The organism is Pseudohalocynthiibacter aestuariivivens (assembly GCF_018457175.1).
In the GTDB taxonomy this organism is placed as follows: domain Bacteria; phylum Pseudomonadota; class Alphaproteobacteria; order Rhodobacterales; family Rhodobacteraceae; genus Pseudohalocynthiibacter; species Pseudohalocynthiibacter aestuariivivens.
Genome location: NZ_JAGFNU010000015.1, coordinates 17,707 through 30,523, shown reverse-complemented (window position 1 = coordinate 30,523; position 12,817 = coordinate 17,707). Strand labels below are relative to the sequence as shown.

Below are 12,817 nucleotides of genomic sequence, written 5' to 3'. Positions count from 1 at the left end.
TGAACAGCCTTTTTTCTTATCAAGCGAATCTGTTGCCTATTTTCAGGGTGGTTTTTAAAGCAGTGAAGCGACTTTAAAAGTGATTTCGTCCAACATTTTGCCTTTTGCACCGTTTTTGAAAAGGGATTTTTTACTCGCCGCTATCTGAGTGTTTCGTGAGTTTTCATCAAGAAGTTTTATCCAGGCAGTTGCAATTTCATCGGCGGTGTCAGCCTGTATTGAGCCGTTGTTACAAACGAGTTGCTCGTAAATTGCTTTGAAGTTTGAATATTGCGATCCGTGGATAATAGCAGATCCATATACGGCTGGCTCAAACGGCGTGTGCCCACCAACGGGAACCAGAGAACCTGCAACAAATGTCGTTGCGGCAGAAGAATACCATAGTGGCATTTCCCCCATAGTATCAGCGAGATAGATATCATCTGATGCTTTTGGAAGCGTATCTTGCGAACGGACTGCACAGGAGAACCCTGCCTGATCAACCAAACCTCTTATCTCATGCGACCGTCGTGGGTGGCGTGGAACCAGAATAAGTTTCAGATTGGGTTGGGTTTTGCGGGCCGTCCTGAAGGCATCAAGGATAATCTGGTCTTCTCCCTTGTGGGTAGACGCTGCACACAGTGTAAAAAGTGGATCAAAAACAGACCGAAGCTTGTCGACGTCTGGATGCGTGATTTCAGTAGACTCTTGAAATCGTTTGAGATTTCCTAACAACTTTATCCGGTCAGGTGCTACACCCAGCTCAGAAAAACGAACAGCGGAGCTTTGATCCTGAGGAAAACAGAAATCGATACATTGGAAAACTTTTCTGGCAAAGGTCTCGTCTTTTTGCCAAGAGCTAAAACTTTTCGCAGACATCCGGGCATTGACGAAGACAATCGGTATGTTTTCTTCTGAACATTTTAGGTTTCGGTTTGGATAAACTTCGTTTTCAATCGTGATCAGGCATGTTGGCTTCCAGCGTTTGAAAAACCTGTTCAACACACAGTTGAAATCTAATGGAGCTATATCGGCGTGCAGGGAAGGCGAGCGTAAACGCAAACGCTTTACTTTTTCGAATGTGAGCCGGTTCGAAACCGTCACGAGAAAATCATAGTTTTGAAACTTCCTGCTAAATACGGGCAGCAAAAGTTCCAGCGTATTAAACTCGCCCAGACTCGCTGCATGTAGCCAAATCAATCTGGGATTTGTACATTTCTCTTTGCTATATCCAAGGCGGGCAAGGAATGTTGCTGCAGTGTCTCTTCCGGAAAAAAACCGGTGGACAAAAACAAACGGAAGAACCAGCCATGCCAGCACAAGAATAATGCGGTATTTAAACACGCTGCTGTCCTTCGCTATTAAGATATCATTATAGATTAGTTGCGTTAAACAAGTGAAGCGAGACCTTTCAAAGCCTCAAATGGTACTTGGAGTAGCTTTTATAACGTTTAGTTTCATCAGTTTATTGCGCCCAAAGCCCTTCGTAAACTGCGTTGATTCCTGCGACTTCCCTTTCAATGCTGTGCTGCTGTTTGACAAAGCCCGGTGCAATTTCTGACGCTTTAGACAGACGCCCGGGATTTGCAAACCATGCCTCAACCGCCGCCGCAGCTTTGGCAGAGTTTTCTGTCCCAACCACGGTTCCCAGTTGGCCGTCATTCGAAAATTCCTGAAAGTACCCTGTTTCTGTGCCGATAAAAGGCGCTCCGCTTGCCAAAGCTTCCAAAGGTGTCATTCCGTAACCTTCATACCGAGGCAGCGCGACGAGTAGTGTAAGCGCACGCATCAGTGCGGGCATCTTGTCAGGCTTCACTTCGCCCGTAAAAACTAATCGGTTTGAAAGGCCAGCGCTTTCGATGCGAGATTCAAGTTTTCGCTTGAAACTCAAATGTTCCTTTGCGGTCTTGCCAACGATCAGGGCGACAAGGTCAGGGTGCTTTGGCAAAACCTCCAGCATTGCCTCTACAAAAATATCGGTCCCTTTTTCGGGTCTGATTCGCCCTACTGCGGCAAGGCCAAACGTGCCACCGTACCCTAGCATCCGCCAGGCGCTAGAGCGGTTTTGCGCAGGTCTGAACTGATTGGTGTCAACACCATGTGACACGACCGCATGCACATTCGAAACAAAACTGGCGGCTTCGGGCGTTGTTGCAATCACCGCGTCCATATTGGAGATCAGCCAGCGTGGATATGCCGAATGTAACCTTTGCGCCGCCGAGGTGAAAACAATTTTTATAGGCAGCCGCAAAACATCGCGCGCCCACAAGGCTGCCCGCATTTCGGGATTGCGCCGTACATGCCAAATGGAAAATGGCCGGTCGGGCGGTTTTTTACGACTAAGTTTATATGCGAGCTGCTTTGAAATTGGTACCGGACAATGCGGAAGCGGTTGCCCAACAAGGCGCATATCAAACTGGTCTTGCTGAACAGCAACCACCCCTGCCGTAGTCGCAGAGACTCCAGTGAAATTCTTGTTGAAATTTGTTACATAAAGCTCAGGTGGGGGCATGAAAGATGGGCCTCAATCGCGGGCGTATACATCTTCATAGCGCACAATGTCATCTTCACCCAGATAGCTGCCTGTTTGAACTTCAATCAGTACCATGGGTACTTTGCCCGGGTTCTCCATTCGGTGTTTTTCCCCCAAAGGAATGTAAACTGACTCGTTGTCACTTACGAGCTTAACTACGTCACCGATCGTGACTTTTGCAGTTCCTTCGACGACAACCCAATGTTCGGAACGATGCACATGGCTTTGAAGGCTAAGAATTCCGCCGGGCTTTACAACAATGCGTTTCACCTGAAACCGGGAGCCCATGTATAGACTCTCGAAACTTCCCCAAGGGCGATGATCGCGGGGGAATTGAACGGCCTGGTTGGATTTCTTCTGTTTTAGCGCGTCTACTGCGAGTTTGACGTCTTGCGCGCGGGACTTGTCTGCGACCAGTACTGCATCTGGCATTGCAATCGCGACAATGTTTTCTAAGCCAATCCCGACTATTTCCGTACCCTTGGCTTCCGAACGCAAAAGCGTGTTCTTGCAATCTATTCCGATTGCGGCGCCAGAGGTTACAAGACCATCATCATCGCCTTTCGTTTCGCGCCAGACACTGTCCCAGTCTCCAAGATCGGACCAGCCTCCACTAAATGGCACAGCCGACAGATTTTTAGCTTTTTCCATGACCGCATAGTCAATCGATATATCCTCAGCTTCTGACCAGGGCTCGGGCGCGAGACGCAAAAAACCCAAATCAGTCTCAGCTTCGTCAATCGCGCGTTTGACCGGTGTCATCAGATCTGATTTATTTTCTTTGAAGGCGTCTACAATTGTCTGGGCTTTGAACAAAAATATTCCCGCATTCCAGAGGAAATTCCCAGCATCCAACATCTTTTGTGCTGTGGCTACATCTGGTTTCTCCACAAAACGGCGCAGTTTTACGGCTTCGCCATTCGCTGAAGGGCTTTCCAGTTCTAAGTAACCGTATCCGGATTCCGGTCGTGTTGGACCGATGCCAAAAGCTACCAGATTGCCTGCAAGTGCCGCATCTTTACCCGTTTGGACCGTTTTAGAAAAATGGTCAGCATCCGGTACATTGTGGTCTGACGGCAAGACCAGTATCATTGCGTCTTTGTCTTTTTCAAGCAAATAGAGAGCGGCCGCCAGAATCGCCGGGGCAGTGTTGCGCCCTTCGGGTTCGATCAGAACAGCACCTGGGTCGATCCCGATTTCTGTAAGCTGTTCCGCGACAATAAACCTGAAATCAGAATTGGTCAGAACCAAAGGAGCAGTATATCCGTCGCCCTTTACGCGCGATGCTGACATCTGAAACAGGCTCTGGTCGCCAATTAGTTTTGAAAACTGCTTTGGATAGCTCTTTCGCGACAAAGGCCAAAGACGCGTTCCCGAACCACCGCAAAGAATAACTGGTGTGATCATTTTTTTGTCCACTGCTCCCAAACAAACGGATAGCTCCAATCAGAGCGGAAATTTTCTTCAATTCTGCTTACAATGCCAGTGCGAACTGCAATCAAACTTTCAGAGTAGAGATGAAACTGCACCTGCAAAATACCTATTTTGTTAATAAACCCGGTGTCGAGCAATGCCGGTAATAGATCGTATTCACCACCTTCAATGTTGATCTTTGCCAGAGAAAAGTCGGTGTCTGGGTGTTCGTTGAAAAATACAGAAACAGGCTGAATCTTTCCTTCCACCGCGTTCTTGTTTTCATGTAGCGCTGAAGAAGCGTCTCCGTCGTCAGAAAGTTTCAAAACACCTTCTTCTGAACCAAGTGCAAATTCGTGGATGAATATTTTGTCATTACCTGAAAACCGGTTGCGCAATTCTTCTGCAAATCTGGGGTGAGGTTCAAACACATGTACAGAGCATTTATAGCGTTCATGAATGTCGTGTGCCCAGTTCCCTTCGAATCCCCCGAAATCCAGCACAACAGATTTTTCACCCAACCCATCAAAATCTTGCCGGATCGCCTCACGCCGATCTGTCTTGTAACGCTTGAAAGAGTCGTAAAAAATCTTGAGCCACGGCGAGCGTTTTCGTCTAAGCCAATGTTTTAGGGAAATTCTCATAACTCTTACGCTTTCAGTATCGGTTTTTTTTACAGTTTGTGACCGTATCGCGAGTATTCAGCTTTTCCTTCGTTTATCTTGTCCCAAAAAGCAAGCTGACGACCCAAGACTAAAGACTGATTGTGGTAGGTTTTAGGAGAAAGTTCAAACTTGCCGTAGTATTGACATTTTTCTACATCTTTTGGAGCGATTGCTGCCTTTTACTTTCATATCTATCAGCGGAATGCTGAACCCGAGTTATTTTAAGTACTTAGTTATGCAAAGTCGTTAAATGCTTTGAGAGCTTGCCCACACATGTTAACGCGAGTGCATAAGAATACTTAGGTATTTATGGTGTTTTGGAGAGAAAGATGGATGTCGTCATCGCGCGTTTGTTTGGTGGCCTTGGCAACCAGTTGTTTCAATATGCGGTGGGCAGGGCCGTTGCAGAGCGTAACAAATGTGGGCTTTTACTTGATACGCGCGAGACGGATGAAAAAGGCGGGCACTGGAAATATGCTTTGTCACATTTTAACGTCAATGCAACGATCGGTGATGACAGCAACCTGCCACCTGCGCGCTCTGACACTTTGCGTTACTATTTTTGGCGCTATCTAAGCAAGAACCCGGAATTTATTCGCGAGAAGCATTTAGGGTTTAACGAAAACATCAACCAACTGTCCGCTAACACATACCTGCATGGGTATTTTCAGTCTGAGAAATATTTTACTGACTACGCAGAGGTCCTGCATCGCGAACTGGCGATAAAAACGGCACCCACCAAAGAAAACGAACGATGGCTACAGCAAATTGACGCCTGCAATTCAGTTTCGTTGCACGTTCGCAGAGGCGACTACGCAGCCGCAGGAAGCACGTATGCGGTGTGTGACAAGAATTACTATGATCGCGCACTTGAAATCATAGCAGAGAAAACCGCTTCGGAACCTGAAGTTTTTGTGTTTTCGGATGATCCGGTTTGGGCGAAGCAAAATATGAGGTTTGGAGTCAAAACGCATTTTTCAGATCATAACGAGAGCGCAAAACATTACGAAGACATGCGTCTCATAAGTTGTTGTAAACACAACATTGTTGCGAATTCAACGTTTTCCTGGTGGGGCAGCTGGTTAAACCGGAACCCTGATAAAATTGTGGTTGCGCCGAAAGACTGGTTCGGAAAACAAAAGATGCAGAATCCGGACATTGCACCCGAAAGCTGGATACGTCTTTAGCAGAAAGCACCCTTTAATGCGGTACGCAGAGCTTCCATTTCCTTTTCCAGCGGGTAGTGGTGGTTTCCAATGAATAATCCAGCGCCATCGATGTATTCAGCGTTTTTCAGGTTTCCTGAAATCTCATAGTCAAAGTACTTTTCAACAACTTTGTTCTTTGCAAAGTTGCCAGCAACGATCGGCCTGCATTCGACACCTGATTTTTGCAAACTGTTTAGTAGAACGGAACGGTCAATGTTGCATTCCGGATTTACCACCATCGAAAATCCGAACCAACTGCTTTCACCAATTTCTTTTTGCGAAATCACGTCACCGAATTCTTTGGTGAGGTCCTTGAAAAGAACGGCATTCTTGCGCCGATTTCCCACAATCATCGGCAATTTTAAAAGTTGTTCTTGCCCAATGGCACCGCTCATTTCCAGAGGTCGCAGGTTGTAACCCGGAAGGACGAAACGGAAAGATTCTTCAAACGCATCCGTGCTTTTCTGCCCTGTCACCAGATTGGTTTCAGGCAAATTACGCGTCCAACCGTGGGCGCGAACAGATAGCATGATATGGTATAGTTCTTCGTCATTTGTTGTGACCATACCCCCTTCCATGGTGGAAATATGGTGCGAGAAAAAGCAACTGTAACTTCCGGCAATGCCAAAAGTACCCGTTTGCTGGCCACCCAGAGTGGCCCCTAAAGATTCACAATTGTCTTCGATCAAATAGATGTCGCGCCCCGCAATCATCGCATTGATCTTGTTATAATCATTTGGGTTACCCAGCAGATTTACCGCCATGATCAGTCGGGTTTTCGGGCCAATGGCCTTTTCCAGTGCATCAAGGTCGAAGTTTAGAGTTTCAAGGTCAATATCCACGAACTTCAGTTTCAAACCGTATTGATAAAGTGGCGAATAGGTCGTGCTCCACGACACAGCAGGCACGATCACTTCATCCCCGGGCTGAAGATTTGCTTTGGAATGGTATCGCAACGCGGCAACCATCAACAGATTGGCAGAAGAGCCGGAATTGACCATCACCGCATAGGGCGTGTCGGCAAATGTCGCGAACTGTTTTTCAAATGTTGCGACTTCCTTCCCCATAGAAAAAAAGCCAGAGGCAACGACCCGGTTTATCGCCTCAATTTCGTTTTCATCCCAGGAACTTGTCGCAAGTGTAAATACGGGATCTGTCATTGGGATGAACTCCTTAGCTCTGGCTATCCAGAAAAAACTGGTATGTCTGCTGGATGCCTTCTTCAAGCGATGTTTTCGGGGCCCAACCCAACTCTGTCTGGCGGCTGACGGACAACAATTTTTGTTTCATACCAACGGGTTTGCTGAGGTCATGGGTAAATTTACCTTTCCAGCCAATCACCTTTGCTGCCGCCTCATAATACTCGTTGATCGAATAATCATGGCCGACGCCAAGGTTCATCATGTCGGGTAGTCTTTCGAATCGATCTACCATGTACCATGTGCCATCCGCCATATCGGACGCGAACATAAACTCTCGTCGTACCGTTCCGTCGCCCCAGATTTCGACGCTGTCCAAACCTTGTGTTTTGGCGTCATGCATCTTTTTCACAATTGCGGGCAGTAGATGCGACACCTTGGGGTCGAACTTATCGTGCTTGCCAAAAAGGTTGCAGGGCATCAGTGTTTTATAATGGAGATTTGGTTTTGTCGCTGAAAGATAGCTACATAGCCTGGCGACGGTGATTTTTGCCAAGGCATAGCCTTCATTGGTCGGCTCCAGCTCTCCGGTCAAAACCTGTTCTTCGCGAAGCGGGTTTTCTGCAAGGCGGGGGTACATACAGGAACTGCCAAGATTTAGCAGCTTTGAAACGCCGGCTGCCTGCGCTGAAAGAACAATATTGCGGCCCATATCAAGGTTGTTGACAAGAAACCCAGCTGGATCAGCGATGTTGGCATGAATGCCGCCGACTTGCCCCGCACAATGAATAATCAGGTCGGGTGTGTGGGCTTTGACCAAATCCGACGTTTTTTCATAAGACAACAGATCCAACTCTTCGCGGGACGGGACGACCAGTTCGTGTTGCTTCGCTGCAGCGTGTTCGATCAGGTTTTTCCCGACCATTCCACTGCCACCTGTAATGAGAATTTTCATCAGGCTTGGGCTTTGCGTTTCTCGGCCTTGAAATCTTCGGCGACCATTTCAGCAACGAGTTCGTCAAAGGACGTTTGCGGTACCCAGCCCAGTTTTTCCTTGGCCTTCGTTGCATCGCCCAACAGGGTCTCAACCTCGGTAGGGCGGAAGTAGCGCGGATCAATCGCGACAATCACCTTGCCGTTGGCGTCACGCCCGACTTCGTCCGTTCCTTCACCCTCAAATGTGATCTCCATGTCCAGTTCTTTGGCTGCCGCCAGAACAAAATCGCGGACTGAATATTGCACGCCTGTTGCGATGACAAAGTCTTCTGGCACCTCTTGCTGGAGCATCAGCCACATCACTTCGACATAGTCGCGCGCATGACCCCAGTCGCGTTTCGCATCTAAATTGCCAAGCTTCAGCGTTTTTTGCATGCCCAGTTTGATCCGGGCGAGTGCCATTGTGATTTTCCGGGTTACGAAGGTTTCGCCACGTTTTGGGCTTTCGTGGTTAAACAGGGTGCCGTTACAGGCGTACAACCCGTAAGCCTCACGATAGTTGACTGTAATCCAAAAGGCGTAAAGCTTGGCAACCGCATAGGGGCTGCGGGGGTAAAATGGCGTTTTTTCAGTTTGCGGGGTTTCCTGAACCAAGCCGTAAAGCTCGGATGTTGAGGCCTGATAATATCGCGTCTTTTCACCAAGTTCCAGAATACGGATAGCTTCCAGCATACGAAGCGCACCAAGCGCATCAGAGTTTGCTGTGTATTCCGGTTCTTCAAACGAAACCGCAACGTGGCTTTGTGCAGCCAGGTTGTAGACTTCGTCTGGTTTCACCTTTTGCAGGATATGGGTGAGGCTGGTGCTGTCTGTCATGTCGCCATGATGCAGAACAAAGCGCCCTTCCTTACCTTCAGGACCTTCAAACAGGTGGTCGATGCGGTCAGTGTTGAATAACGATGTCCGCCGCTTGATGCCGTGGACTTCGTAACCCTTTTCAAGCAGGAATTCGGCAAGATAGGCACCATCCTGACCCGTTACACCCGTAATCAATGCCTTTTTTGCGTTCATAGTCTTTCCTGTTTTTTGTCGATTGTTTTCCGGATTAGCAAGGCAGCCCGTTCAATGTTGTTCGCGTGATGTCGAGCAGCTTGTTCGTTCTTTTCGATCCATTTTAACCGTGCTTCGTAGTCCGAAACGCTCATGTTTTTCAAAGCTGTATTAATTTCAGCAGCGTTGTTGCATATTATCATACCACGCACGTCGAAATAATCGCTGATGTTTGGTGCACCCCAGTAAATTGGCACTGTTTTACACAGGCAAGCGTCTACAAGTTTCTCTGTGAAATAACTCTGTTCACGTACATTTTCAATTACCACTGAGTAGCGGTAAGGCGCCAATCCATCTGCCTTTTCTTTAAAAGGTCTGTAGCCCCGCCCCATAATATCAACATCAAGGCCTTCAGATCGGATGTGGTCTACCGTTTGATGCCGAAGTTTATGACCCTCCAGATCGCGCCTTGCAGAAGCGATTAGTGATGCCATCTTTGATTTTGTAAGGTCAATCTGGGATTCTTCATTTATAAATGTCGAACCTAAATAGTAAAATTCACCGTTTTCTATTTTTTTAAGTAGTGACGCATTTTTTGTCAGAACTTTGTAGAATCGCCAGTGAAGCCATTTAGCCCAATTTACGTATCGTTGGTGTACGGCGTCAGGCTCAACAATCATAACTGAAATTTTTGCTTTCACACCAAATCGGGGGAACAAGAACACCGGTTTTCTCGGAAAAGTCAAAAGATGATCATCACGGCGTAAATTTCTGACGCGACCGCTCAGCAACCTCTTCGGTCTGCCGATGGGCCAGGCCAGGACGTCCAGAGAAAGGTTCGCAAGATTAGATGTCGGCCATTTACCATAGGGCACGACAGCTATCGCAGGCGCATCATCAATTTGAGTCATGGCATTAATTCATAAAAAGAGTTATTTCTGCTTCGCCCCACGAGAACATAACTCAACTTGGCGAACACTTTAGTACACTCTGGATAATCAGAATCTGGTTCGGGATGTTCGATCACGATCTTTTTCGGCAATTGTGCTTTCGGTGCATTCATCAAGAATGGCGCGAGGGCCTTGTCTTCGTGGCCTTCTATATCAATTTTTAGACCGTAAATGGTTTTTATTTTCTGTTCATTTAAGATTGCACCCAAGGTGCGGATTGGAATTTCGCCTCCTGAGGTTTCTTCCACCGCAACAATTGCCACATCGTCTTTGCGAATAATTAGCGAACCCTGCCCATCCGCGTCGCTAACTGCCGCTGAAACTATTTTCAAATTGTTTAGGCCTGTCGCGTTTGCGTTAAATGCCAACCTTTTAGCCATTAACGGATTGGCATCAATGGATATTGTTTTGCCGATCGGAGCAGTTTTTGCCATCGGTTGCGAGTACAAGCCAATATTAGAGCCCAAATCGATAAAGTTCGCGTCAGGCGAGGCATCTGTCAGCAGAAAATCCAAATCCGCTCTGTTATAGTCAGGGTTTAGTAACAGCCCATATTCAATCAGATTGTTTTCACCCCAAATGCGGTACGCACAATCCCGGAAAAAAATATCTAGAGGTCCTTTGGAAAGCGCCAATATAATTTGCGTGTATTTACCGCGAAAAAGGCCTCGTTTTAAGATCGTTTTCTTACCAATGCCAATCAAGATTCGTTGCAGATAGTTCGGTGCAAATGTACCAAAGGGCGCAGTTTCGTGATTTGTACCGCCGGTCAGTTCGTCGCTCGTCAGCGAACGCCAAGTTCCAGACATTAATTCTTTTCCTTACAAATTTAGTTACTCACTAACTAATACGCGCCAGAAATCCAATGAGTTAGTGTTACGCATTTCAACCTATAACATCGGTCGAGCGAGCAGAGTACTTTCGTATCTGCGTTTTGTAACGATTGCGTTTTAGTTCCCGCGCAAGTTTTTTGATCAGCGGCTGCTTGGCTGAAAGCGTGCTTCCGCCTGTCTCTGCTGTACGATCGGATACACCTGAAGGTACAACGCAGCTTAAATGAACGCCTGTTTCCCAATGTAATTGCAAAAAACCATCTATAGGCCGGTCTATTTTTTGTGTCAGGTTTAATAGTCTTTCAGCCGCAGCGCGGCTTACAAACTGGGCAGACGTGCGTAGCGGCGTTACAATGGGCTGGACGATCTTAGCATTTAGAGTTTCCGCCAAGACTTGATTCTGGTCTGGCACGATGCGTACCTGAAACTGAATGTAGCCCAGTTTTTCGATGTTGCGTTCCGCAATTGCGACAGCCGGACCAAACTGGCCCGGTAAGATCTGAACGTCATCTTCAAAGATAAGCCCTGCATCTAAATTTTGCTCAACAATGGCGTTCCAGACCTTTCGGTGGCTCAGAAAACAGCCAATTTCGCCAACGTTAAGTTTAAAAGGATAGGCCGGCTTGAACAGTGTCTTACCTGAATAATAATTTGTAAGAACTGTTTGGGGTAATTTTGCGCCATCCACAGCATCTATTATCTGAGCGTCATAAGGCGCTTTTGAAACCAGATCCTGCACCTGCGCCTTGCGCCCTGTCGCGCGTTGAAGATGCACTATGAAGGTTTTATATGCCGCCATTCGCTGAACCCCAATCGCCTTTAATCCTCTGAAACTGCTAAAGCAAAATCACTGGTGCCTCCAGCCTTTGTTTTGCTCATGACTTTGAAGTTTGTTTGTTTGGAAAAGCAAAAGCATTCAAGCTATTGTTGTTTTTTGGCAATCCACTTAGAGAACGGTGATGCAACCGATTCATAAGAAAACCTTTGCAAAGTTTTTGCAGTACATCCCGATCTGGATCGGCCTTAAACTGGGAAGGTTGATGTCGTTTCGTTTGCGCAGTGCATTTTTCGCAGGTGTTTGCGGGTTTCTGATTCCGATAATACCTGGTTCGCGTCGACGGGTTTGGAATGGCTTGAAACGCGTTTTTCCGGACATGCCCGAAAACGAAGTTCGGGTTCTTTGTAAAAAGATAGGGGAAAATACTGGACGTACGCTTTCCGAAATACTTTTTAGCGCTAGTTACAGCAAACGTCTGGATCTGTTTGATGCGACTGGCCCGGGTTTGGATGTATTGCAAAAAGCGAAAGAATCCGGAAAAGGCGCGATCATCGTTTCAGGCCACTTTGGTCAATGGGAAGCAGTTCGTCATTTTTTGAAATCCGCCGGAATGGAAACGGGGGCTGTTTATCGTGAAAACAGCAATCCATGGTACGAACCGCATTTTCTTGCCGGAATTAAAAAGGGTGGTGAACCAATCGTCGCTAAAAGTGCGGCAGGAAACATGAGGATGGTTAAGCATCTGCGCAACGGGGGTTTTTTTGCACTGCTTGTCGACCAGAAGTATCAGCAAGGTCATCTGATCCCGTTTCTGGGCATTGACGCATTGACACCTACTGCAGCTGCGGTAATGGCCTTGCGCTATGACCTGCCTTTGGTTCCTGCTTTCGGAACGCGAGATGAAAATGGGAAAAATATTCACGTTGAATTCGAAGAACCAATTCCACCGTCGGATGCCCTGACTATGACGCGCGAAGTAAACGACAGAATAAGCGCGCGTATTATAGAGAAACCAGAGCAATGGTATTGGTTGCACAACCGCTGGGAAGATACGTTCCTTTATGAGCGGTTCCACGGTGGTCAAGCCTGATAGGTGTAGCCGCTTTGCATCACTTTTATGGGTGTTGTCGTTGCTAAGAGAGCGGGCGGTAAGCGACGACTTCGATCTCGACATGAACATCGACGAGCAAATCGCTGAGGGATGCTTGCGCGATCAGTTGTCGGCCACGCGCTTCCGGCAAGAAATCGAAATTGAAATACTGGACGACGGTTTGCCCTACTTCGACTTACCCATCATCGAAGCTGCAACCCCAAAGTAACCAAATTGAGATAA

The 12,817-nt window shown here is 47.3% G+C and carries 13 protein-coding genes; 3 read left to right on the top strand and 10 right to left on the bottom strand.

The features are described from left to right. Nucleotides 1–54: 54 nt before the first annotated feature. The 4 genes from J4E70_RS17110 to J4E70_RS17095 form a co-directional block, all read right to left on the bottom strand. Nucleotides 55–1,299, bottom strand: coding sequence for a 3-deoxy-D-manno-octulosonic acid transferase (locus tag J4E70_RS17110; protein ID WP_343229480.1), 1,245 nt, complete (start codon nt 1,297–1,299; stop codon nt 55–57). Between the two features lie 145 nt (nt 1,300–1,444). Continuing rightward, nucleotides 1,445–2,491 carry a glycosyltransferase family 4 protein gene (locus tag J4E70_RS17105; RefSeq protein ID WP_213890873.1) on the bottom strand — a complete coding sequence of 349 codons (1,047 nt, stop codon included), beginning with the start codon at nt 2,489–2,491 and terminating at the stop codon, nt 1,445–1,447. A gap of 12 nt (nt 2,492–2,503) precedes the next feature. Beyond that, nucleotides 2,504–3,919 carry a mannose-1-phosphate guanylyltransferase/mannose-6-phosphate isomerase gene (locus J4E70_RS17100; protein WP_213890872.1) on the bottom strand — a complete coding sequence of 472 codons (1,416 nt, stop codon included), beginning with the start codon at nt 3,917–3,919 and terminating at the stop codon, nt 2,504–2,506. Beyond that, on the bottom strand, nt 3,916–4,446 hold the full coding sequence (locus J4E70_RS17095) for an FkbM family methyltransferase (protein ID WP_213890871.1): 531 nt from the start codon (nt 4,444–4,446) through the stop codon (nt 3,916–3,918). The genes J4E70_RS17100 and J4E70_RS17095 overlap by 4 nt, the downstream gene beginning before the upstream one ends. Nucleotides 4,447–4,919: 473 nt before the next feature. Between J4E70_RS17095 and J4E70_RS17090 the strand changes: the two genes are divergently transcribed. After that, nucleotides 4,920–5,777, top strand: coding sequence for an alpha-1,2-fucosyltransferase (locus J4E70_RS17090; RefSeq protein ID WP_213890870.1), 858 nt, complete (start codon nt 4,920–4,922; stop codon nt 5,775–5,777). Here the strand turns inward: J4E70_RS17090 and J4E70_RS17085 are convergent. The 6 genes from J4E70_RS17085 to J4E70_RS17060 all read right to left on the bottom strand — a co-directional run bounded on the left by J4E70_RS17085 (nt 5,774) and on the right by J4E70_RS17060 (nt 11,505). Then, a complete protein-coding gene (locus tag J4E70_RS17085) occupies nt 5,774–6,958 on the bottom strand; it encodes a DegT/DnrJ/EryC1/StrS family aminotransferase (RefSeq protein ID WP_213890869.1) in 1,185 nt (394 codons plus the stop codon). The genes J4E70_RS17090 and J4E70_RS17085 overlap by 4 nt on opposite strands. Nucleotides 6,959–6,971: 13 nt before the next feature. Next, the gene (locus J4E70_RS17080) at nt 6,972–7,892 is read right to left on the bottom strand and encodes a GDP-L-fucose synthase family protein (RefSeq protein WP_213890868.1); all 921 of its coding nucleotides are present in this window, start codon (nt 7,890–7,892) and stop codon (nt 6,972–6,974) included. Next, nucleotides 7,892–8,944: a GDP-mannose 4,6-dehydratase gene (gene gmd / locus J4E70_RS17075; RefSeq protein WP_213890867.1), complete on the bottom strand. Its 1,053-nt coding sequence runs from the start codon at nt 8,942–8,944 to the stop codon at nt 7,892–7,894. Before gmd ends, J4E70_RS17080 begins: the two co-directional genes overlap by 1 nt. Then, on the bottom strand, nt 8,941–9,834 hold the full coding sequence (locus J4E70_RS17070) for a glycosyltransferase family 10 domain-containing protein (RefSeq protein WP_213890866.1): 894 nt from the start codon (nt 9,832–9,834) through the stop codon (nt 8,941–8,943). The genes gmd and J4E70_RS17070 overlap by 4 nt, the downstream gene beginning before the upstream one ends. Then, nucleotides 9,831–10,682 carry an FkbM family methyltransferase gene (locus tag J4E70_RS17065; RefSeq protein ID WP_213890865.1) on the bottom strand — a complete coding sequence of 284 codons (852 nt, stop codon included), beginning with the start codon at nt 10,680–10,682 and terminating at the stop codon, nt 9,831–9,833. The genes J4E70_RS17070 and J4E70_RS17065 overlap by 4 nt, the downstream gene beginning before the upstream one ends. A gap of 76 nt (nt 10,683–10,758) precedes the next feature. After that, nucleotides 10,759–11,505: a glycosyltransferase family 25 protein gene (locus tag J4E70_RS17060; protein ID WP_213890864.1), complete on the bottom strand. Its 747-nt coding sequence runs from the start codon at nt 11,503–11,505 to the stop codon at nt 10,759–10,761. Between the two features lie 160 nt (nt 11,506–11,665). Between J4E70_RS17060 and J4E70_RS17055 the strand changes: the two genes are divergently transcribed. Beyond that, nucleotides 11,666–12,574 (top strand): lysophospholipid acyltransferase family protein, encoded by a 909-nt coding sequence (locus J4E70_RS17055; RefSeq protein ID WP_213890863.1) that lies wholly within the window; start codon nt 11,666–11,668, stop codon nt 12,572–12,574. Further along, nucleotides 12,546–12,803, top strand: a complete 258-nt coding sequence (locus tag J4E70_RS17050) for a hypothetical protein (protein ID WP_213890862.1) — start codon at nt 12,546–12,548, stop codon at nt 12,801–12,803. Before J4E70_RS17055 ends, J4E70_RS17050 begins: the two co-directional genes overlap by 29 nt. Nucleotides 12,804–12,817: the final 14 nt, after the last annotated feature.